This is a genomic window from Mesorhizobium sp. HAY1-8B (assembly GCF_056868045.1).
This window is the reverse complement of sequence record NZ_CP200321.1, coordinates 2,412,646-2,434,456: the sequence shown is the minus strand read 5'-3', so window position 1 is coordinate 2,434,456 and position 21,811 is coordinate 2,412,646. Positions and strand designations below refer to the sequence as shown.

Below are 21,811 nucleotides of genomic sequence, written 5' to 3'. Positions count from 1 at the left end.
GAAGTCGCCCAAGAGGGCGTAGTTCCGTGGCGGAGCCTACGTGGTCGGCCACGAAACACCTGAAGACGGGCAGTTCGTTCGAATGATGCGCTTCCGCCAGTCGAGGCGCATGTTGACTCAGCCGGCAAACCAAAACACACCCAACAGCCGGTTAGGCCCGGCCGCCTGATGCCCCCCTCCAAGAGGCTGTCGGGCCGCTTGATCTACATGGGGCCCGGACTGCCCCGGATGCCGGCAAGCGAGCGGCACTGAGTCCCGCAGGAGATGAACAAAACTTGGCCTGTCGCTCACAATTTTCGACCACTCCTCGCTGTTAAGGCGCTGAAATCGCTGGTGCTCGGCATCGTTTGATTGCACGAAGACGCCGAACTGACCTCTCGGTACAAAAGAGAAGCTTAATCCTCGCCTTGCTCGATCCAGGCATGCTGAAGGGAGATGTAGGGCATGAAGTTCAGAGACCTGATCAGGCGTGCCGACAACGCCGAGAAGTCCTTCGAGGACCTCGAAGCTGACTTGGCGAACGCCGTCGACGAGTGCCTTGGTTTGTCCGATCTGTCAGAACAGGCAAGGGATGCCGTCGCTGGCGAGACGCCCATGCAAGAGGACAACAGCGAACAGGACAACAGCGCCCAAACCGAAGACGGTGCCGTCACTGCGGAACCCGCGCGACGACTGACCTCTCATACGCAGAGTCGTATGGCTGCCTTGACTTCGTTTGATGGGCTGTTTCGCGATGCGAAGCTCCATTTCGAGGAGATCAACGCGAAACTGTCGGAGATCGCAAGCACGCATCACCTGACCCGCGAATTGTTCCACATTCTTCACGCCGACATTCTGCGAGCCAACGAACTGGAACTGGCTAATCTGAACCTGACCGCGGAGCAAAGGAGCCTGTCGGACAGGCTCAATGACCTGAACCGAAGGCAGCATGAGCGGGAAGGCATTGTGGAGGCCTTGCAGCAGCGCGAGGCAAGCCTGGTTCAAGACTGTGAGGCGCTTCGCGGCGCATTGGCCGGGGCAAGGCTGGAACTCGTGGAGGCAGCGAACACGAACGCAAAGAACGAAGCGGAATTCGGAGACCTCACGAACGCACTTGCGGCTGCAACGGTCGAGGCCGACAGACGCGCGCGCGAAAACAAACAGCTGCGTGAAAAGAATGTCAGCCTGTCGATCGACCTGGAGAAAGCGCTGAAGCGGGAAGACGAGGCGCGGCACAGGCTCGACGGGTTTTCCACGATCCATGCCAACGAAGCGGCACGAAATTCCGAATTGCTGGCTGCACTTGGCAAGAGCGAAAAGGAAGCGACACGACTCCATACGTCGCTTGAGGTCGCCCAGGCGAAACTGTCCGAGATGACGGAAGCCGCCCGTATCATGGAAGCGGAGAAGAACGCCGAGATCGAACGCTGCCGTGCCGAGATTCGAGGATCGCGTTCCGAGATTCAGAACCTCCGTTCGCGACTGGAACTCGCATCAAACGCAAACAGCGAAGCCTCGAACGAACTCGCCAAGCTCAGGCTTCAATGGAGCGAGGCCGTGGCGGAGAAGCAGGTCGCGGATGAAAGGTTGGCTGCTCTCACCAAGGAAGCCGAAACCGACAAGCTGAACCTTTCGAAGATAACCGCCAATTTTTCACAGCTTTCCCTGCAGCAGGCGTCCGATCAGATTCAACTCGATGTCCGCCGGCAGGAATGCGAAGACCTGAGGACCGAAATTGCATCGGTCAACGCCCGGATCAGGGAACTCCTGCCTCTTGAGAGGCTCCATGCGACGACGAAGGCAACGAACGCCTTGCCGCACAAGAGCGATGCCGCCAAGGTTCCCGTGACGGTGGAGCGAACAGCGCGCTCCATGCGCCGCGTTCGTCGGAGGGCGCTCACCGCATCATAGGAGGGCTGCCCATATTCGCGGCCCGCCTCCAATGATCCTCACGTCATTGACGGAAAGCCCTCGACATCTGATCCGTAAGAGGCTTCAGCAGATAAGACCAGACGCTGCGTTCGTCCGTGCTTATATGAACCTCTGCCGGCATACCTGGTTTGAGCACTTTGGCATCGGTCAGGCAGGCTGTCTTGTTCTCGACATTGATACGCGCCGAGAAATACGAAAGCTGTTTTTGTTGATCCTTGATCAGGTCCGCCGAGATGCGCTTGACCGATCCCTGGCAAGCAGGCGTGGTGCCGGCGTCGAAAGCGGGAAACCGGATCGAGACCCGCTGGCCGGGACGAATATCATCTATGCGCGACGGCGGAATCAGCGCGTCGACGACGAGGTTGTCGGTGTCGGGGACAATCATCATGAGCACTTCGCCGGGAGCGATGACGCCGCCGATTGTGTGGATAGAGGATTCCTGCACCGTTCCCGATTGCGGAGCGCGGATGGTGGTTTTGGTCAATTCGTCTTGCGCCACAACCTTGCGCTCTTCGAGTTCGGTCTGCTTGGCTTCGGTTTCGCGAAGTTCGCTGGTCACCTCACTGCGCCTCTGTTCATCGAGCTGAAGAATTTGCAGTTCGGTCTCGCTGATCCGGGCCTGCGCCTCGGCAACCGCCGCCGCGAGGCGCCCTGACTCTCCGTGCGCCCGGGTGGCATCCAATCTGATGTTGCTCAGTCGCTCCTTGGACACCAATTTTTTTGAGAAAAGCGCCTGGACGTCGGCAAGATCTCCATCCAGCAAGACCACGGATTGGTCTTCTGCGGTCTGCTGTGCCTTGAGGCCATCGATCTGACGCTCGAGTTGCTTTGAGCGACTTTGCAACTGTGCCTTCTGCCCCGTCAACGCCGCGGCGCGGCTTTCAAACAGGGCGCGCTCGCCATTGACGAGTGCGGCCAGTTCCGGGTCGCCCATCCGTGTCTGAAGGCCGGAAGGAAGCTGCATCTCCGACAGGCCTTGTCGCTCGGCCTCCAACCGTGCAAGTCGAACGGTGGCGCGATCGAGATCCTCAGTGATTATCTGCAGGTTGGCCCGCGTCAGCGTGTCGTCCAGCCTGGCCACCACATCGCCAGCCCGGACATGATCGCCATCTTGCGCGAAGATGCCCCCGATCGTGCCGCCGGTCAGATGCTGGACTTTCTTTATGTTGCTCTCGACCACCACGGTGGCAGGCGCAATCACCGCGCCGGCGATCTTGGTCAAGCCGAGCCAAAGCCCGCCGCCGACAATCAACAGGGCTGTGATCGCGGCGCCCAGGATCAGGTTGGCCCGGATATCATCCCGCGCCTCGGCCGAATTCGCCTCGGTCCTTCGGCTCGCATCGCCGAGTGGCACGTATGAAAACATCGTCGCGTCAGACACGGAGCAGCACCTCACGCATGACCGCTTACTCCCTTCTGCATCGGGACAACCGACGCTGGCCGTTCAGCAGGCGAGGGGAAGGGCCGGATAACGTTGGCCAGGACCTCCTCGCGCGAGCCGAAGGAGTGAAGCGTCCCATTCGACATTACGAGCACCTTGTCGATATTGGTGAGGGCGGAAGGACGGTGCGCAACGACGATGACTATGCCTCCGCGCTGGCGCACCGCCAGGATCGCGCCGGCCAGGGCGGCATCGCCATCGACGTCCAGGTTTGAATTCGGTTCGTCGAGGACGACAAGAAACGGCTCGCCATAAAGTGCCCTGGCAAGCCCAACGAGTTGTCTTTGTCCGGCCGAAAGGGCTGCCCCTCCCTCGCCTACGCGTGTTTGGAATCCATTCGGCAATCGCATGATCATCTTGTCGACGCCCGCCGCCCTGGCGGCTGCCAGCACGCCCTTGGCGTCGCCCTTACCGCCAAATCTCGAAATATTGTCGGCAACCGTTCCATCAAACAGTTCAACATCTTGCGGCAGGTAGCCGATATGGGCGCCAAGTTGTTCGTGACCCCATTGGTCGAGCGAGGCTTCGTCCAGCCTTACCGTTCCGCGAAGCGGCTGCCACACGCCCACCAGCGCGCGCACAAGTGTCGTTTTCCCAGAACCGCTTGGGCCGACGATCGCCATTCCCGCGCCCCCCTGCAGGCGGAAACTGACATTGGCCACGGTCGGTCTTTGCTGGCCTGGCGGAGCTATTGTCAGTTCCTCGACCGCAAGCATCGCCTGCGGGGCTGGCAGCTCCATGAGCTCGTCATGGCTGCCGAAGGCGGTCAGCGCCCTTGCCAGCTGGGAATAGCTCTGACGGAACGCCACAAACCCTCTCCAGTTTGCCATCGCCGCGTCAACCGGGGCCAACGAGCGGCCCAGCAATATGGATGATGCTATGATCACGCCGGGCGACGCTTCACCTCCGATCACGAGATAGGCACCAAGTCCCAGGACGCAGGACTGCAAGGCCATCCGCAGCGCCCTCGACGTTGAACCGGTGGCGCCGACGATGTCGGAAAGGCGTTCCTGGTGCGCGAGATATGCGTGATTGACCTCACCCCAACGGCGGGCAAGCCGCCCGGAAAGGCCCATCGCGCGGACAACTTCCGCATTGCGGCGGCCAGAGTCGGCAAGGTTGCGTTGTGACACAAGCGTCTCGGACGCGCGCGCGGCTGGGCCGCGGCCAAGGATTTCCGCGACAACCGTGAGCAGCACGACAACAATCGCGCCGCCCGTCGCCAGCAGACCGAGCGAAGGATGCAAAAGAAAGATGACCAGCAGATAAAACGGTATCCATGGTGCGTCGAAGACGACAGTCGGCCCCAATCCGGAAAGGAAACCGCGCAACTGATCCAGGTCACGAAGCGGTTGTACCCGGCTCGCGTCCTGCCCGCCGATGAGCGGCAAGGACAATGAGAGGCCGAAGACCCTCTGCTGCAGAGTCTTATGGAGGCGATTGCCGATTCGCACCAGGAGGCGAAGCCGCACGAAATCCAGCAGGCCGTAGACCGCGTAAAGGCCCAGCATCCCGATCGTAAATCCGACCAGCGTCGGAATGCTCTGCGAAGGCAGAACGCGGTCGTAGACTTGCAGCATGTAGACGGAGCCGGTCAGCGCAAGAATGTTTATGACCGCCGAGAACACGCCAACGCCTACCAGTGCGGGCGCGGCGCCAAGCATAGCGCCACGCAGATCGGGCGAGTTTCCACCAAGGCTCATGGCTTGCGACCTCCGGTAAGAAGTCGTCGGGCAGGTTCACTGGCTCCGCCGGCCATCAACAATTTTTTGGTTTTCAGGAGCGTTTCCCTTTTTGCCTTATAATATTACGCCCCACTAACGTACGTGGCCTTCGGTCAAAATGTAGCAAAATCGTGACGCTGGCCCGAAAAACCGGGAATCGACGCATTAAACCGGGGGAAAACTGCCGTTTTAAGATGCAAGGAGGGCTGTACAGATCGCGTTTCAGGCAAACGAAATCGAACCCGCACCATTTTTTTCGAGGGTGAATCGCCGCAGAGGCAAAGCCACGGCGCCCGGCTCATGGCCGTTTCACTGACCATTTGTCACTGCGCCATTTGAGTGAGCGATCTCGGCTTTCTAGTGCTTCCTCGCGATAACCAGGAAATGCTGCGCCAGTTGTCCGGGAACGCGCAGGGTTCTGGATAGCTTCTCGAAGGGCTCGATCAATGCTTCACAGATCCCCGGCAAGAGGCGTCCCGGCCGAGGCAGATAGCCATAAGGTATCACCTCCTCCACGAGGAAGCCCGAAGCGGTCAGGAGTTTCTTGAATCTTGTTTCGCCTAGCGTGTTGCGAACCGTGCGTCCAAGCGACCAATTGAGCAGTTGGCAAACCAGGCCGATGGGCGAAGTCGCATTCATATGAACGTTGCACACGAGCCGTCCGCCATTCTTCAGCTGCTGGTTTATCGCTTTCAGCGCCTCCCGTTTCAGCTGATCCTCGGCGTTCAGAAAGAAGCGAAACGCGGTTACGACATCAAAGGTCTCTTCGAGGGACTCCATCGTCATATCGATGTTGCGCAGTTTCACATTGCTCGGAACTTGCGCGCAGGCAAGCATGGATCTGGACACGTCGACGCCGACCACCTCGCCGAAAACCTCAGCCGCGACGTTGGTGATGCGACCTGTTCCGCATGCAAAATCGAGACAATTTCGATTGGCTCCGCCCATGGGGCGAAGAACGTCCAGGATCATGGGCCTTTCGATTTTGTCCCACAGCGCACCGTAATAGCCGGACCCGTGCGTCATGTTGTAGTGCGCGCCGTAGCCCGGCGCGCAATGACTGGCCCTGTAGTCGTCCGACGCTCGGTCGCCCTGCGTGTGGATCTGTTGGCCGGACGCCAGGTCCTGCCAAATCGCGGACTTGCCGGGTTGGGACTCGGCTATGAGAATTCTAACCGCCGAAGACGTATCGACAGCATAGGCCGCCGGCTGAGCCATCCGAGCCGTGTTCGTCAACCATTTCCGCTTCGCATCTCGCTTGGAATTGAGCCTCACCAGGATCTCCTATTCGGCTTGTTCGACCCTCCAATCGAACAGTTTCCCAAGCCCCCTTTTATCGGCCGGCGATTGAAGCCGCCTATTGGATTGCAGCACTTTGCAGATCACTGCTGAATTTGGCCTCGACGGTATCCCCCGGCATCACAATCGTATCTTCGTCTGCCGAGATTTTGCGCCACTCGTCGCCTATCTTGCGCACGATAGTGACTTGAGCCTGGATCGTTTCACCGGCAATCGGCAATGGCTGGGCGGATGCTCCGGTCGGTTGCAACTTCTCGCTGGCGGCGCGGAGTCTGGTGGTGACATCCCCCAGCCGCGCATTGGTGTCCTTCAGATCCGTTAGCAAGCCAACTTTCCTCTGATTGTCATTGCGTTCGCGCTGCCTGACATAATCCTCCTGCTGGCGCCGCGCTCTCATGAGCTCGACCGAGGTTTGCAGCGCGCCGCTTGAAGAGAGAAGCAAGGCGCGCCTGACATCGGCGAGCCGGGTGTTGGTCAGATTGCCTGCCTCGAACGCCTTGGTTACTTTCGCCAGGTCATCCTGATCCGCCTTCACGCTCTCGGACTCGACCTCTTCGCGCTTCTGCAAAAGCTCGATTTGATCGGCCGCGTCCTTCTGGCCCTTCTCAAGGAAAGCCTGTTCCTGCTGGAAGTCGCTCAGCGCAATCTTCAGCGCGTCTTCCTCGGCCTGGGCGATCGCTGCCCCGACGCTGGGCGACAGAGGTGACCCCTGCGGTGTCTGCTTGTCGAAATCCGCCTGGTCCTGAAGTTCGGCGCGGAGACGGGCGGCGTGAAAATACTCTTTGGTGTAGTCTCCCCAAAGTGTTTCGTAATCGCGCCTGAGATCAACCGGATCTGGTCCGGTCTGGCCCGCCCGTGACCGCAAGAGGCTGAAGCCGCCGGAGACGGCGAGCGCCTGCCGCACTGTCATGAGCGGACGGTAGGCCTGCTGCCCCGGCGTGAGCACGTCGCCCGTCACGTAGATCGGACGATAGTCGGCGATGATGGCCGTTATATCGCCTGGTTTGACGACAACCATCTGCTCTCGTCCATCGGGCAAACGCACGTGAAAGATCGTGGTCGGCAGAAGCGTCTGCATGCGGTTCTGCAACTCGGACGCGGTCAACCCTCCGACCATAACCATCCCGACTTCGGGAAGGGCGATGTTGCCGTCCATCTGGACCACGGCTCGCTGCGTCCGATCCGGAATTGGCGCTATCCCTATCTCGACCGTATCGCCAGGTGACAGGCGATAGGGCTCGACCTCGCCGGCGGCAGCCATCGATGCCAGGAATATCCCGGCAACCGAGGCAAGAACGGTTCGTTTAGTGAAGGCCATTTGCGACAATCTCCTTCTGGTTCGGCACCGGCTCCGAAGGCCATTCAAGACGGGAAACGAAATCGTATACCGGGCCACCGGGCACGCCCCAATTGCTCGACCAGATCACCTGTGAGCCATCAGGAGACGGCGAGGCATGCGTCTCGCTCCAGTAATCGAAGTGCGCGTTTTGCGTGTCGACGACACGGCGGACCTCTCCGCTGCCGTCCAAGCGCAGTGCAATGACCTGCTGGGCGTAAGGCGCCCAATCCGGGTGCTGCGCTATTTCGGCTGGCGTGCCGCCATAGCTTAGAAACACCCAGCCCGGCCTGTCGAGCGACCTGAGCGACGCATGCATGGCTTCGCCATATTTCATCAGCGAGGTGACCTTGCCGTCAGCCAATCGGCGCTTGATCACCTGATATTTGTCGGGCTCCGACTTGCTGATCCCGACATAGATTTCGCTGCCGTCGGTATCGACCGTCATGTCGCCGTGACCGGGCCGGTGGTGCTCCATCCACTTCTGGCGCAGGACGCCGTCGATGGAAAAGATGAAGCTCGGTTCATTGCCGTCCGGCAATGCCTGTGAGCACACAATGTTGATCCCGAGCGGGGAGATCGAACAGGAGCCGGTGGTTCCTGGAAGCTGGGCAAGATCGATATCCGGGAACTTCTTCCGCTCCTTTAGGTCGTAGCCAAAGACCACCGCCTTGCCGTCATTGCGCGTCGCACGCACAGCAATGCGGTTGCCATCGCGGCTCGGATTGCCTTTGTTAGGCCCGAACTGAAGCTTGCTGTAGGCCGACGAGGCGAACACGACGTCCTCCTGGTCGGTGCGTGGCGCCCAGGTTGAAATCTGCCGGCCGGCAACGCAGATCATCAGCCGGGGATCCCTGGGATGCCATTCGCATTCAATCGAGCGGTCGCGGTGGAACAATGGGACGTAGCTGTGCCCGTCGAGAAAGCACATGCCACCGCAACCATTGACGATCAAAAGAAGGCTCTGGTCGGCATTCCAAGCCTGTGCGCTTGAGTAGCGGTGAGTGCAGTATTTCGTCCCGCATACACCGGCCAGGCCGAGAACTCCGGGTCCTGTGATCCGTAGGAAGACCGTGCCCGACGCCGGATCCCTTGTTTCACGGAGATAGTCCGGAAGGTTGGCCGCCACCGGCGGCCCCGATGCGTTGCTTGCCCGACCGCCGGCCATGTAGAAGTTCAGGAACACGGCACCGGCAATCAGCAACAGTGCCACCACATGCCGGCGCAGCAGGATCATGTCATATAGCCCTTTTCGCGCCGTACCCGGCCTTCGCCAAGGCGCGCGCGCCACCATGCGATCGTCCGCTCGAGCCCATCGCGCAGACTGGTCTGCGCCCGCCATCCCGTCTCGCTTTCAAAGCGCGAGGAATCGGCGAGCAGGGCGCGAACCTCCGAATTTTGCGGCCGCAAACGGCTTTCGTCGCGATGGACCGGCTTTTTGGAACCGCTCAATTCGAGGACGAGGTCCAATACGTCGGAGATGGTCACGGCGCGTTGGCTGCCGGCATTGTAGGCGTGGCCGAATTCGAGCCCCGCCAAGCCGGCCGTCAGGAACGCCGCGGCGGTGTCTTCGACAAAGGTCAGGTCACGGATCGGGCTCGTATCACCGACCATGATCGCCGGGCAGTTCGGGTCGAGGGCCTGCCGGATGATGGTCGGCACGATGGCGCGCTCACTCTGGCGAGGACCATATGTGTTGAAGGGCCGCATGATGACGACCGGAACATCAAACGACCTGGCGTAGGACTCCGCCATCATGTCGGCGCCGATCTTGGATGCCGAATAGGGTGACTGTCCCTGCAGCGGATGCGTTTCGCGAATGGGCATGGTCTGGGCGGTTCCGTAGACCTCGCTCGTGGAGGTATGCACCACCCGCTCCGTCTCCCATTGACGCGCCGCTTCGAGCACGTTCACCGTGCCCAGGATGTTGGTTTCCACATAAGACTGGGCGGCCGCATAGGAGTATGGAATCGCAATGAGGGCAGCCAGATGAAACACAACGGCCTGGCCACGCATGATTCGGTTCAGGAACGCGCTGTCGCGGACGTCACCGCGGACGAGCTTCAGCCGGCTGCGGATGTTGTCCGGCAAATCGTCCAGCCACCCATGGCTGTCGAAGGAATTGTAGAGCGCTAGGGCCGTGACATCCGCCCCGTTGCGAACAAGCGCTTCGGTGAGATGCGAACCGATAAATCCATCCGCGCCTGTCACCAGAACTTTCTTGCCATTGTAGCTCATGACTACGCATTCCGTTGGCTTGATGGAGCGCTTTCCATTTGGGGTTCATGCGTCGATCGGCGGTGATGGAACCCAGCCGACAACCGCCAGGAAGCCGCGCGCCATCCACATGATGTCGGAGCCGATGGTGCGCTGCGGATAGTAGGACAGGTCGAGTCTTGCCTTGGCCGGGAACATGACCTCCCGGTAGAAAAGGATGGGATCCACGGATTGGGGAAACAAACGCGCCTCGTGCCGGAAAAGAACCTGCGTTGGGCCCAGCAGGCCGGGTTTGTAGCGCAGGACCGCCTCCAGGCCACCATGGAAGCAATCTGCGAAAGCCAGGCTCTCGGGTCGTGGCCCAACGATCGCCATCTCGCCTTTGAGGACATTCCATAGCTGCGGCAATTCGTCGAGTTTGGTCGCGGCGAGGAAGCGGCCTACCGTCGTCATGCGGCTGTCGCCAACCATGGTCAGGGCGAGGCCTTGGGAGCTGCAGTCCACCCTGAACTTGCGGAATTTGTACATGCGGAAGGGTTGGCCGCCGGCGCCCATACGGGTTTGCACGAACAAGACGGACCGGCCACCTTCGAGCAGAAGCGCCACGGCAATCAGCAGCATCAGCGGCGCCAAAATGACGAACGCGGCGCCGGCGACCGTGAGATCGATCGAACGTCTCACGAAGCCATGCGTGGGGCTTGAGACGAGACGCCGGTGAAGGGAAAGGTCTGATGCATTCATGCCGCGGTTCCTGTCTGAGCGCCGCTGTTAAGCGCGGCTGCCAGCGCAGCCACAACTGCTTCTGCGACAGGTGACGTGATCTGGGGGTGCAGTGGAATTGTCAGCTCTCGCTGGGCAAAATCCTCTGTACGCGGCAAATGGGTGTCGGGATAACGCTCACGATAGAACGTCATCTGATGCACCGGCGGATAATGAATCGTGGTCTGTATCCCCAGCGTCCGCAGTTCGTCGATAACATCCTGCCGCCTCGCATAGCGCGGCAGAAGGATCGGCATGATGTGGTGAGCCGACGTCCGGGGTTCGCCGAAGGGAACTGTCACGGCAGGGCAGCGTTCCGCGATGAGGCGCCGGTATAGTACGGCCAGGATGCGCCTGATTTCGTTCCACTCCTGCAGGTTCTGCAGCTGAACCAGTCCGATCGCCGCCCGCAGCTCATCCATGCGGTAGTTGAACCCGAGCATGGTGACATCATATTGCGGCGTACGACTGTTCAGCCGCTGATGTGTCCCGGTGGTCATGCCATGCCCTCGGGCCTGGCGAATCCTGTCGAGCAGATCGGGGTCGCGCGCAATCACGGCGCCCCCTTCGGCCGTTGTCATGTTCTTGTTGCCATAGAAGCTGAAGGCAGCGGCTGCGCCGAATGTCCCCACTTCCCTCAGGCCGGGAGCATGCGCGGCATCTTCGATGATATGCAGCCCTCTAGTTCGGGCGAAACGCTGCCATTGTTCCCGATTGGGAAGGTAGCCCGCGAAGTGAACGAGAATGACCGCCTTTGTGCGTGGCGTGCACCGCGCTTCGGCCTCCGCGAGTGACATCAGCGGCACGTCGGCCGACTCGATATCGACAAAGACCGGCGTGGCCCCGACATACAGCACGGCATTCGCGGTCGCCACGAAGGTCAGTGACGGAACCAGTACCTCGTCGCCCGGGCCGATTCCCAGCGCATACAGGATGAGATGAAGCGCCGCGGTGCAAGAACCGACCGCAACGCAATCCTGCGCGCCATGGATGCCGGCGAAGGCCTGTTCGAAAGCTTGTACCCGCTCTCCCATGGTAAGCCAGCCGCTATCAATCACCTTCGATAGGGCTACCTTCTCCGGTACACCTAGAATTGGTGCGCTCACCAAGAGCATCTTGACCTCCTGAACTGTTATTTGCTGGTTCGGCCTCTACATCTGAACTCTTCACGCGGCCGCTGCGGCGACCTCGATCGAGGTCGACTGCTCTTCCCAGGCAATCGCCTGTGCGTTCTGGAAGTCGTCAACACGACCGATGTCGAGCCAGAGACCGTCGTGCTTGTACACATGCACGGCCGTGCCGCCCTGCATCATCTGGAGCATCAGATCGTCGAACCCGAATGGGATGCCGGAGGGAATGAACCGCAGGACATCCGGGTTCATGCAGTAAATTCCCATGCTGACGAGATGGGAAAGTGTCGGTTTTTCCCTGAAGAGCTGAACGGCGTTGTCGACCTCGTCGATGACGCCGAAGTCCATCTTGATCAACCGGCAGGCGGTGGCGATCGTAACCGGATCCTTGTGCATGCGGTGCGCGGCTACGAACCGGCTGAGACTGAGGTCGGTAAGAACATCGCCGTTGAGCACGATAAATGTATCGTTCAGTTCATCCCTGATCAGGGACAGAGGCCCGATGGTGCCGAGCGGCTCCATTTCCTGGGTGTATCTGATCTTCAGATTCCATTGCGATCCATCTCCACAGACGCTGCGGATCAGGTGCCCGAGATAGCCGGTCGTGATGTAGACCTCTTCTATGCCGTTGCGCCGCAGCCACTTGAGAAGCAACTCAAGAACGGGCCGGGCTCCTATCGGCATCAAGGGCTTCGGCAAGACCGACGTGAAGGGCCGAAGGCGCGTGCCCATTCCGCCACATTGAATCACCGCTTTCATCCGATCCTCCCTGATTTACAATTTGGTTGTGTCCGGGCATCTCGTGTTCGAGTTCATTCGGACTTGGCATCCGGTCCGACCCTCGGCGGCAATCCGAACATCATAGGAGAAGGGTATGTGACAGCTGGGGTGGCTGTCGTCGTGCATTCGAATGGGAACGAGCCAACGCTTTTCCGGTATTGAATTTTCCGCGAAATCGAGGCCGGCCTGAGCGGTCAGGACTTGGCCGCGAGCAGCGTCCGCCGAATGCCGGGATTGGCCCTTGAGCCCCAGCGAAGGCAGGTGCTGGCATCAAAAAGTCGTGAGGCACCACGACCTCTGATGCTCGATATCGCTCGGCAGGCCAGGTAGCTCGCGCAGGGTTAAAAAAAATAACAGAAGCTTTTTCGCAATTTAGGATTATATTATCCATGCGTAATGTTCGCGGGTGGGGACGCCGTGGATATCATTGTGATGTCACGATTGGTGGTTGGTCACCACAGTAGTGTTCACCACGGAGGAATGGGAGGTTTCGGCGGGTTTTCTCGTCGGGAACCGAGTGAGCGTTGGGGTAGTTCAATGTATCGGATCGTCATCGCTGACGATCACGGCTTGTATCGGCGCGGCTTGCGGCTGGCACTTACGGCTGGGATTCCGAATGCCGAGATATTCGAGGCTGCGTGTTTCGATGCCGTGGTCAATCTTCTCGAGGAGCAGGCATCCATCGATCTTGCGATCCTCGACCTTAACATGCCCGGACTGTTTAATCAGGAGGTTCTCGGGGACGTTCTGGCGGCCTATCCTGGTACGCGCTTTGCGATCGTTTCCGGGGACGATTCGCGCTCTGAGATACTGACCGCTCTTTCGATCGGACTTCACGGTTACATCGTCAAGTCGCAGAAAGACGAGGAAGTCGTGCTGGCCGTAAGCGAGATCCTCTCCGGCCGGATCTATGTGCCGGCGCTGTTGTCTCGAGCGTTGGCCGAGAAGCCATATCCGACCTTGCCCCCGGCGAAAAATCAAACTCGTCGGAGCTTGAACGGCGCCAATCTCGACAAGCTCACACCGAGACAGCAGGACGTCCTCAAACTGATGGCGGAGGGATATTCGAACAAGGAGATCGCACGCAATCTGGATATTGCCGAGGCGACAACGAAAATCCATGCTGCTGCCATTCTGCGCGAGCTCGGGGTACGAAACCGGACCGAAGCAGCCGTTTTGCTGCAAAGCTGGCTGTCGAGGAATGTCAACTGACGGCGGGTCGCTCAAGGCGAGCGGTTTGGGTGAAATGCACGGTACAAGCACTTAAAGTGTGTCACGAGATCGTCTCACAGATGGCGCGCTTCAGAGTTCGATTTCCTTCCGCGATAGCCGCAATGAATACCGCAGTCCGTGCTCCGATATTTCCAGTTTCGGGGAATGACCGACAAGCGGCGTGCCGTCGACGCCGATTATCATGGAACCGAAACCGTGGCGCACGACCTTTGCGTTCTTCCGCCGCCCCGATTCCACCCAGTCGAACACAAGATCGTCGCCCGCGCCGTCGGGTGCGAATTGCCACTTAACCTCGACCTTGCCTTGTGAGTCACCCAGCGCACCGTGCTTCACGGAGTTTGTCGTCAATTCGTGCAGTATCATAGCAAAGCTCTCGGCGGCGCCACCTGGTACTAAAACGGAGGGGCCGCTGATCGTTATATCCCGTGTTTCCTTGAACGGCTGCAGTTCCTGGGCCACGAGTTCGTGGAGCAGCCCTGAAATATTGCTATGACCTGAAAGGAGCATGTGCGTCGCTTCCAGCGTTCTGATCCGATCGATCAGCATTTCCTTGTATTTGGCAACGTCGTTCTCGGGAACATTGATCATCTTCACCAGGGCCGTGATGACCGGGAACAGGTTGCTGAACCGATGGCGTTCCTCGCGCATGATGCGCTCGCGCTTCTTCACGGCAGCGCGAAGAAGCGTGGTTTGTCGACGCTCGGTGAGATCGGCAGCCACCCCGATGCGCAACGGTCGATCGCCGTGTTTTTCCTGCCGACCGCGCAGGGCAATCCAGCGCACATGGCCGTCCGTCCGCCGGACACGGATCTCGATGTCGTAATTCACAGCCGACGATGGTTTTGCCGAGGCCGCCAGCTTCAGCCAATCGGCCGGATGAATCACGGTCGAGAGTTCTTCCAAGGGGCGGACGCGCGTTGGCGGCAGGCCAAGGATGTCCCAGAACTTGTCGGAGCCCGTGACTGTCCCCTCCTTGAGATCGATACGCCACGTGCCCAGGCGTCCGGCAGACAGAGCGAGATCAAGCCATTCCTTCTGAGCCCAGAGAGCCTCGCGTGCGGCTCGTCGCTCGGAAATATCGTCGATCACCACGAACACGCTCTCGGTGGACACCTCGTCAGGCCGCGAAGAAGACAGGGCCAGACGAGCCCAGAATGCCTTGCCGTCCTTCCTCAACAGGCGAACATCCGCAGCGGATGAAGCGGCGCCATTGCTCAGATCCTTCAACAAATCCCGCACGGCATCTCGATCGTCAGGAAGAACAAGCGCCTCCAGCTCCAGCTGCGCAAGTTCCTCTTCTCCGTAGCCGGTCATCTCAAACAGACGTCTGTTCGATTGCAGCAGTTCGCCACGTCGATTGGCATTCGCAAAACCCAAAGCCGCGCGTTCGAAGGCCCAACGATAGCGGCCCTCGGCGGCATCGATGGCAGCAAGCCTTGCCTCGGCGACCTCAAGTGCCCCGCGCAAATCCTGTCGCAGGCGGTGGAACACAAACGCGATCAAGCCGCCCGAAATCAGGAGGAAGATGGCGCGCGTCCAATCCTCCGCGGAGATTTGAGAGTTCAGGACGCGCCGTTCCCACAAGCCGGCAACTGCCATGAGAAGCGTCGCGGTGATGGCGAGCAATCGCCCTTCAAGATATGCAATAATAATAATCGCGGGGACAAATGCAATAAACGCCGCATCCTGCCCAACATGTATTGTATTTGTTACCACGAATATTAAAGAGATTGCCAGCACCAACAGCGAAGCTACATGAGCTAACGGGGTGCCTGACACATTCAATTTCAGTCGGCGCAGAAGCGAACCCATGCGTCAGACTACAACCTTCCGTCTAGTCCGTCGAGACTAGGCCGTGAAGGGGCAACCTAGTACCACTGCCGGATTGCCACGCCTTTCACGGCGAATAAAATCGAGGGTTGGAAGGGCTCATCAGAACGTACATTTCAACAAACGCTGCGGAATCGTTCTGCCGCGGAGGTCTTCAACTATGTCGAAACCCAAGACAGAGGAGCGCGCTCTGGGCGATATGTGAAACTTATAGCAAGTAAATGATGCGTAATTTACTTGCGTCAGAAGCAACTAGGGTTGGGGTAGAAGCTATGACACTGATTGACAGGCACAACGACGTGGCTGCGAGCAGCCAATACATCGTACTGAGGAATACTCGCAATGCACGCTCGACACACCTCTCGGATCGATCGGACGCCAGAATCGGCGGGGCGCAGCGACGCAGTTTGGAATCCATAACCGGCATGCTCGACCGCATCGGCTGCGGTTATCTGGTGCTGGATCGCGACAGAAAAGTAATCGAATGGAATGTAGCCGCTCAAGACACACTAGAGCGCCAGGGCGAAGCGGCCGAAACGGCCAGCGAGCTTTCCGCGGGGCTAAGGCGGCTGGTCGCGAATGTTCCGGTCCATTTCCAGCCAGGCTCACTGTCATGGGTGGTGATCCGCAGCAGAGGCGACAGGCCGGTGATCCTGAATGAAACGGGCGTCATCGCACCCGACGGGACGAGCATCGTCGCCTTGCTGGATCGGGAGAACACGTCAGCGGCCAATCCTCAGACATTGCAAAGGATGTTTGGCCTGACCGGCGCGGAAACGCAGCTGGCATTGCGCCTGGCTCAAGGCGACGCGCCGCTGGAGATCGCCCGCAGTTGGCGCCTCAGCCGCACGACGATCCGCTCCCAGCTTGCCTCGCTGTTCGCCAAGACCGAGACAAAGCGGCAGGCAGAGCTGGTGGCTCTTCTGGGGCGCATTTCGGTCCTGCCGTGAGTTGGGCGACTTCGCCAGGTGTCAGCATCCGTCCGGATACACACGATCGGGAACCGAGCGTTGCAACGCAGCCGTGCGGCCGCGTTGCAACGGTCGTGGCACTGACGGCGCCGTCTCTGCCCATTTCGCCGCGCGGTCGGACACAGGCAGTGCCTGGGACCTCGAAACAGGAGACTTGCTATGGTCGAACTGAACTCGACAGGGCAGAAGCTGGCGGATGCCGCTCGCGTGCAGTCTGACGGCGCTGTGTCGGAACTTGCGCGCGCTGGGCCGGTCGTCGTCACGGGTGCCGCTGGATTCATCGGATTTCATGTCGCGTCGCGGCTTTTGCGACACGGCGTCGAGGTTGTCGGCGTCGACAATTTCACGCCCTACTACGATCCAAGGCTAAAGGAAGAGCGATTTGCACGCCTCTGTGCCGAGCCGAGGTTCACTCCCATGCGGATGGACCTCGCGGGCCAGGCGCTCGTGAAAGCGCTGTTTTCCGACTTCCGGCCATCGCATTTTGTGCACCTCGCCGCTCAAGCCGGGGTGCGCTATTCGCTCGTCGACCCGCATGCCTATGTGCAGTCGAACATCGTCGCGTTTCTCAATGTCCTGGAGGGTTGCCGGCGCACCGGCGTCGACCATCTCGTCTATGCCTCGTCGAGTTCCGTTTATGGCGCCAATCGAAGCATACCGTTTTCCGAGCACCATGGCGCCAGTCATCCGGTCAGCTTCTACGCCGCGACCAAAAGCGCCAACGAATGCATGGCGCATTCCTACAGCCACCTGTTCGGGCTGCCCGTGACCGGACTGCGCTTCTTTACCGTCTATGGTCCCTGGGGCAGGCCCGACATGGCGGTCTATACGTTCACCCATGCCATAGCCGAGGGACGAACGATTGAAATCGCCAATGCCGGCCACGTGTGGCGAGATTTCACCTATATCGACGACATCGTGGAAGGGGTGGTTCGCGTGCTCGCCGCGCCGCCGCGCGCGGATCCCGATTGGGACAGTCAGGCAGCCGATCCCGCCACCAGTTCGGCGCCCTATCGGATCTACAATATCGGCAATGACCGGCCCGAAGAGATCAACCGCCTGATCGCGATCATCGAGACGGCGCTCGGCCGCCGCGCGCTTCGCGTCAATGTGCCCTTGCCTCCGGGCGACGTTCTGGAAACCCGCGCCGACGTCAGCGATCTTCGCCGCGCTGTCGGCTTCGCGCCGGCAACCGCACTCGAGGACGGCGTGCAACGGTTCGTGGAATGGTACCGGGATTTTCACGGAAAACCCGCCGGCCGGGAACGGCAAGTGTTCATTCCGGCATAGCGAGAACGGGTGACGGCGCGGCAACCGGAAAGAGGACAATGCCGGTTCATCTGCCCAAGCTCATGGAATTCCACATGCGAACGGATGGCGTTCCCCCTGCCCTTGAGCAGTTCACCATTCACGGAGATGGCGAGCTGCTCTAACTATTTGTTTTGATGGGATTCCTACGGGAGAACGTTTCACACTTTCCTGGAATTGCCCTGGCCGGCAGCGTTGTGGTGCTCGATCAGTCTGCCTTGGGATAAGCCGGCACCGGAAATGGGCGCAACTGCTGTCGGGCGCTGGACCCGACTCCCAAGAGGCGTCGGGCACGGCCAGTCAGCGGCTTCTCGAACAGGCGGTAGGTGATGAGTGCCACGCCGAAGGTGGTCGCCAGCGCCAACGCGATAAAGGTCCATGGGCCAAGCACCAAAATCAGGCCGGTTCGCCAGAAGAAGATGCGCATGGCGCGGATCACGAACGGATGCAGCAGGTAGAGAGCGTAGGACGCATCGCCAACGCCAGCGCCCCATCGCGCGGCCAGGCTTTCCTGCCGCAGCTCGCCTGGCGCCAAGGCAGCACTCCAGACGATGAGAGATGCCGGGATGCCATAGACAACGGGGCGGGCGAGGCCGATGGAGATATCGGGAAATGCCGCCGCGAGCATCAGGGCGGCCAGTCCCGTTGCAGCGACGCAGGCCCTGATGAAACCGGATGGCCGCAGGCCCGAGGTGCACATGATGCCGATTATCACGCCAAAGGCGAACTCGAGGATGATCGGATCGGTCCAGAACGCGAATGGCTCCCGCAAAGGCGCCGCGAGACGGCCTGCGAACACCATCCCCACCAGGGTCGTGAGCAGGACAGTGACGGCCCAACGCATGGGGAGCACGATCGCCGCCGCAAACAACACGTAGAAAAGCATCTCATAGTTGAGCGTCCAACCTAGCTCGTAGAGGGGCTGAACGACGCCGTCAGGGCGAGTGGCAGGGATGAAGAAGTAGGATTCGATTACAAACCTGGAATTGATGTAGCTCTGGTTGAGGAAGGTGGGAGCGAGCAACGCCACGGCAAGATAGAGCGTGGTGACCGACCAATAAAGCGGGACAATCCGGGCTATCCGGCGAGAAAGAAAGAGGCGCGCGCCACCCGTCTTTGCGAACAGCTGTCGCGACGTGTGCACCATGATCAGGCCGGAAATCACGAAGAAGATATCGACTCCAGCGCTCCATGGTATCGGTTCCCAGGCTTGAAAGGTGCGGCCGGCCTCCAGTTCCAAGGTCGCCGCATCGTGCTGGGCGTGGCGCAGCGCAACCGAAGTCGCCGCGAGGGCGCGCAGAACCTGGACCTGTGTGAGGGTTTGACGGTGGCCGGGCTCGACAGGCGTCGATCTTTCGGACCGATGGCGCATCGAAGGCGTCGAGACCGCCGCCATTGGTTCTTGTCCCATGGATGCTCCGCAGCTTGCCACATCACGGTGACGCGCGTCCGGAACTCACGCATCCTTCAAATGACGGACACAGACCGTAAAACATGATGGCCCTGCCGGCAGGCCTTCAGCCATCTCGAATGGTGCCAAGCTCACTCGCCGCGATGCCGATGAACATGCATCGGGCTTTCGTTCACCGACTGGTCGGAGACGGGGACCGGCACCGATGGATGAAGTGCCCTTATTTACCCGCCCTCAAGAACCAATTCCCTTGCTGGGCGTCAATCGCGCTTGGCCTGATCGAGAGCAGAGCAAAGACCAAGCCCGGCAAGATTTTCAGTCGCTTGCCGATATAGATGGCCATGGCAACGCTCCAGATACTTAGGGCAAGCGCGACACCCACGGCAGCGCCGATCGGGCCGTAAATCGCGACGCCCACGGCACAGGCTATGATGTTGGCCGCGGCGCCGGCGATCATCGTCGTTGCGGCGGCCCATTCGTTCCCAGTCATGGTCAGGAGATTCTGCTGAGGCCCGCACAGCGCGACAAAGACATATCCCAAAATGAGAACACGCGCGATTGGTGCTCCCGCGATGTAGCCCTCACCGAAATAACTCAAGAACGGTTCGACGATCAGCATCATCGGGATGGCCACCGCTATGGCGCCACCGGCGGAAAGCAATGTAGCCCGTGCGAACAGTTGCTGCAGAGCCTGACGATCTCCCCTGGCGTACAGATCGGCCGCGGTTGGCGAAAACATGGTAGCGACGGCGATGCGAGAGAGTCCTACAAGCATCGCGACATTCAGCGCCAAGGCGAAAATACCGGCTTCACGAATATGGTCTGTCCAGCCCAAAACCAGCACCCCTGCCCGGCTGACAAAAACATCGAGCCCGGTGATGAGCATGAGCGGGGGGGCGGCAAACCACCATTCCCTTGATGCATAACTAGGCTGGGTCTGCCGCAAGCCAGGTGGTTCAAACTTCCTCGCGGTGATGAACACCAGCCCAACCGTGAAGGCGGAACTTATCAGCACCGCCACCATCACCGCCGGCGCGTCCACGACCCATAGTGCGGACTTGGCCATGATCGCCACCAATATCAGCAGGAGCCCATCTCGTACGATGCGCTCCGGCAACAGCGCCGAGACGACGCCCCCAAAGGCACGTATGAGCGTAGCGCCAATGGCATAAGCGGTAATCAAGGGTACGGCCGCCATGCCAAGCACGATACTGATCTCAAGTCCGCTTCGCATATGATCCGATTGCGCATGATCCGAAAAGAAGAGGACCAAGGCAGCGCCCGTCATTCCAAATAGGGTCGCCGCAAGAAGCGATTTCTGCAGGGCGAATTTTATCACCCCCCGCGCCAGATCAAGCCTGCCGTTGGCTCTGTAGGCCGGCACAAAACGCAACAGGGATACATTGAAACCGAGCGTTGCCAGATAGGCGAGCACCGAGGTCCAAGCCAGAACATAGGAATAGATGCCGTAATTGCCGGGCCCGATGAGACGTGCAATGGCCAGCTGTGCAAGGCTCGTCAGCCCGGCACCTCCGATATATATCAAAAGGGCGAAGACGCTTGCTCGAGCGAGCCGCGAGCCGACGTCCTTGTTCCGTCGAGGTTTGACTGCTGAAGGAGGGGCAGCGGGATAAACTGGAGCCTTTCGGGACACGCGACTGTCGAGAGCCATGGCATGGGCATCGGGAACGCCTTTTCGGTCTCGACCTGCCAACCCTCCATCCATCCGCGAAAGAGCGGAAATGACTTGCTTCTCGACCGTACAAATACCCTTGAACTTCGATTGACAATCGACATTGTCGACAGGAATAATTTTTCGGCCGGAAGTCGCGAGAAGATCATTTATGGATTCGAACACATCAACGGAAAGCATATTCACGTTCAAGTCGGCCTCAAAAGCCCGCTCCGCCGGCGGTTGGTGCTTGATCCGCTGTCGTAAACGGTTCTCCACGACAGCGGACGGCACCACCAGCCTGATGGTGAGATCGGCCCACGGCGCGAGGCTGAGCGCCGTTGCGAGCACATCGTTGTCGGTGCGCCCATTGAAAATCGCCAGCGATCCAATCGCTTGAACGTATCCCTGGTCGAAAATTATAATATCGGGCGATTGCTTGGCACGGCTCCAGCAATGCGAAAGATGCAGAATATAGCGCCAGATTCGAGCGCGCCAGATTCGCTTCTTTGGTGTTATCAACCTTACCATAGACAGCGAAATGGAAAGATCGTTCGCTATCCCCCTCAAGGAAAGCAATATTCTTAAAGTCGATAATATTGCCGACGCGATTCTCGTGATGAACAGAACGATTCCAAGATCAAGGCTCCCCACCCTCGTGCTGGGCTTATAGCTGAGGGCGACCTTGGCGTGATAACCTTTGCCACGCAATTGCTCTGCCAGCGCGTGTGCAAAGGTTGTCTTGCCGGATCCTGGCGGTCCAAAAAATTCAATGATCATTCCGGGTCA

Annotated in this window: 16 protein-coding genes; 4 read left to right on the top strand and 12 right to left on the bottom strand. The window is 59.6% G+C overall.

Features of this window, described 5'->3' with window-relative positions:
* The first annotated feature begins 444 nt into the window (after positions 1-444).
* Complete coding sequence (locus tag AC1VON_RS11535; RefSeq protein WP_172352065.1) at positions 445-1,890, top strand: coiled-coil domain-containing protein; 1,446 nt, start codon at positions 445-447, stop codon at positions 1,888-1,890.
* 43 nt (positions 1,891-1,933) lie between these two features.
* On the opposite strand, the gene AC1VON_RS11530 is transcribed toward AC1VON_RS11535, so the two are convergent.
* The 9 genes from AC1VON_RS11530 to AC1VON_RS11490 all read right to left on the bottom strand — a co-directional run bounded on the left by AC1VON_RS11530 (position 1,934) and on the right by AC1VON_RS11490 (position 12,576).
* Positions 1,934-3,277: an HlyD family type I secretion periplasmic adaptor subunit gene (locus AC1VON_RS11530; RefSeq protein WP_483126314.1), complete on the bottom strand. Its 1,344-nt coding sequence runs from the start codon at positions 3,275-3,277 to the stop codon at positions 1,934-1,936.
* Between the two features lie 26 nt (positions 3,278-3,303).
* Entirely contained in the window at positions 3,304-5,016 is a 1,713-nt protein-coding gene (locus AC1VON_RS11525; protein WP_483122219.1) for a type I secretion system permease/ATPase, read from the bottom strand.
* Positions 5,017-5,433: 417 nt separating this feature from the next.
* Positions 5,434-6,351, bottom strand: a complete 918-nt coding sequence (locus AC1VON_RS11520) for a class I SAM-dependent methyltransferase (protein WP_483122218.1) — start codon at positions 6,349-6,351, stop codon at positions 5,434-5,436.
* 82 nt (positions 6,352-6,433) lie between these two features.
* The gene (locus tag AC1VON_RS11515; RefSeq protein ID WP_483122217.1) at positions 6,434-7,693 is read right to left on the bottom strand and encodes a polysaccharide biosynthesis/export family protein; all 1,260 of its coding nucleotides are present in this window, start codon (positions 7,691-7,693) and stop codon (positions 6,434-6,436) included.
* Positions 7,680-8,948, bottom strand: a complete 1,269-nt coding sequence (locus AC1VON_RS11510) for a hypothetical protein (RefSeq protein ID WP_483126313.1) — start codon at positions 8,946-8,948, stop codon at positions 7,680-7,682. The genes AC1VON_RS11515 and AC1VON_RS11510 overlap by 14 nt, the downstream gene beginning before the upstream one ends.
* Complete coding sequence (locus AC1VON_RS11505; RefSeq protein ID WP_140774881.1) at positions 8,945-9,949, bottom strand: NAD-dependent epimerase/dehydratase family protein; 1,005 nt, start codon at positions 9,947-9,949, stop codon at positions 8,945-8,947. Before AC1VON_RS11505 ends, AC1VON_RS11510 begins: the two co-directional genes overlap by 4 nt.
* A gap of 45 nt (positions 9,950-9,994) precedes the next feature.
* On the bottom strand, positions 9,995-10,669 hold the full coding sequence (locus AC1VON_RS11500) for a sugar transferase (RefSeq protein ID WP_483122214.1): 675 nt from the start codon (positions 10,667-10,669) through the stop codon (positions 9,995-9,997).
* A complete protein-coding gene (locus tag AC1VON_RS11495) occupies positions 10,666-11,802 on the bottom strand; it encodes a DegT/DnrJ/EryC1/StrS family aminotransferase (protein WP_483122212.1) in 1,137 nt (378 codons plus the stop codon). Before AC1VON_RS11495 ends, AC1VON_RS11500 begins: the two co-directional genes overlap by 4 nt.
* 51 nt (positions 11,803-11,853) lie before the next feature.
* Positions 11,854-12,576: a nucleotidyltransferase family protein gene (locus AC1VON_RS11490; RefSeq protein ID WP_172352072.1), complete on the bottom strand. Its 723-nt coding sequence runs from the start codon at positions 12,574-12,576 to the stop codon at positions 11,854-11,856.
* Between the two features lie 558 nt (positions 12,577-13,134).
* Between AC1VON_RS11490 and AC1VON_RS11485 the strand changes: the two genes are divergently transcribed.
* On the top strand, positions 13,135-13,809 hold the full coding sequence (locus AC1VON_RS11485; RefSeq protein ID WP_172352073.1) for a LuxR C-terminal-related transcriptional regulator: 675 nt from the start codon (positions 13,135-13,137) through the stop codon (positions 13,807-13,809).
* A 90-nt stretch (positions 13,810-13,899) separates the two neighbouring features.
* Here the strand turns inward: AC1VON_RS11485 and AC1VON_RS11480 are convergent, their stop codons facing one another.
* Positions 13,900-15,642 (bottom strand): PAS domain S-box protein, encoded by a 1,743-nt coding sequence (locus AC1VON_RS11480; RefSeq protein ID WP_172352074.1) that lies wholly within the window; start codon positions 15,640-15,642, stop codon positions 13,900-13,902.
* Positions 15,643-15,932: 290 nt separating this feature from the next.
* Between AC1VON_RS11480 and AC1VON_RS11475 the strand changes: the two genes are divergently transcribed.
* On the top strand, positions 15,933-16,610 hold the full coding sequence (locus AC1VON_RS11475) for a helix-turn-helix transcriptional regulator (RefSeq protein WP_172352075.1): 678 nt from the start codon (positions 15,933-15,935) through the stop codon (positions 16,608-16,610).
* 180 nt (positions 16,611-16,790) lie between these two features.
* Positions 16,791-17,921 (top strand): NAD-dependent epimerase/dehydratase family protein, encoded by a 1,131-nt coding sequence (locus AC1VON_RS11470; protein ID WP_246740775.1) that lies wholly within the window; start codon positions 16,791-16,793, stop codon positions 17,919-17,921.
* Between the two features lie 226 nt (positions 17,922-18,147).
* On the opposite strand, the gene AC1VON_RS11465 is transcribed toward AC1VON_RS11470, so the two are convergent.
* Together AC1VON_RS11465 and AC1VON_RS11460 are read right to left on the bottom strand one after the other, a co-directional pair.
* Positions 18,148-19,335, bottom strand: a complete 1,188-nt coding sequence (locus AC1VON_RS11465) for an acyltransferase family protein (protein WP_172352076.1) — start codon at positions 19,333-19,335, stop codon at positions 18,148-18,150.
* A gap of 235 nt (positions 19,336-19,570) precedes the next feature.
* Positions 19,571-21,802 carry an oligosaccharide flippase family protein gene (locus tag AC1VON_RS11460; RefSeq protein WP_483122207.1) on the bottom strand — a complete coding sequence of 744 codons (2,232 nt, stop codon included), beginning with the start codon at positions 21,800-21,802 and terminating at the stop codon, positions 19,571-19,573.
* Positions 21,803-21,811: the final 9 nt, after the last annotated feature.

Bases quoted from the DNA above. Each gene is read 5' to 3' on its own strand.
- AC1VON_RS11535 (WP_172352065.1), top strand. From the start codon at position 445: ATGAAGTTCAGAGACCTGATCAGGCGTGCCGACAACGCCGAGAAGTCC.
- AC1VON_RS11530 (WP_483126314.1), bottom strand. From the start codon at position 3,277: ATGTTTTCATACGTGCCACTCGGCGATGCGAGCCGAAGGACCGAGGCG.
- AC1VON_RS11525 (WP_483122219.1), bottom strand. From the start codon at position 5,016: ATGCTTGGCGCCGCGCCCGCACTGGTAGGCGTTGGCGTGTTCTCGGCG.
- AC1VON_RS11515 (WP_483122217.1), bottom strand. From the start codon at position 7,693: ATGGCCTTCACTAAACGAACCGTTCTTGCCTCGGTTGCCGGGATATTC.
- AC1VON_RS11510 (WP_483126313.1), bottom strand. From the start codon at position 8,948: ATGATCCTGCTGCGCCGGCATGTGGTGGCACTGTTGCTGATTGCCGGT.
- AC1VON_RS11505 (WP_140774881.1), bottom strand. From the start codon at position 9,949: ATGAGCTACAATGGCAAGAAAGTTCTGGTGACAGGCGCGGATGGATTT.
- AC1VON_RS11500 (WP_483122214.1), bottom strand. From the start codon at position 10,669: ATGAATGCATCAGACCTTTCCCTTCACCGGCGTCTCGTCTCAAGCCCC.
- AC1VON_RS11495 (WP_483122212.1), bottom strand. From the start codon at position 11,802: ATGCTCTTGGTGAGCGCACCAATTCTAGGTGTACCGGAGAAGGTAGCC.
- AC1VON_RS11490 (WP_172352072.1), bottom strand. From the start codon at position 12,576: ATGAAAGCGGTGATTCAATGTGGCGGAATGGGCACGCGCCTTCGGCCC.
- AC1VON_RS11485 (WP_172352073.1), top strand. From the start codon at position 13,135: ATGTATCGGATCGTCATCGCTGACGATCACGGCTTGTATCGGCGCGGC.
- AC1VON_RS11480 (WP_172352074.1), bottom strand. From the start codon at position 15,642: ATGGGTTCGCTTCTGCGCCGACTGAAATTGAATGTGTCAGGCACCCCG.
- AC1VON_RS11475 (WP_172352075.1), top strand. From the start codon at position 15,933: ATGACACTGATTGACAGGCACAACGACGTGGCTGCGAGCAGCCAATAC.
- AC1VON_RS11470 (WP_246740775.1), top strand. From the start codon at position 16,791: ATGGTCGAACTGAACTCGACAGGGCAGAAGCTGGCGGATGCCGCTCGC.
- AC1VON_RS11465 (WP_172352076.1), bottom strand. From the start codon at position 19,335: ATGGCGGCGGTCTCGACGCCTTCGATGCGCCATCGGTCCGAAAGATCG.
- AC1VON_RS11460 (WP_483122207.1), bottom strand. From the start codon at position 21,802: ATGATCATTGAATTTTTTGGACCGCCAGGATCCGGCAAGACAACCTTT.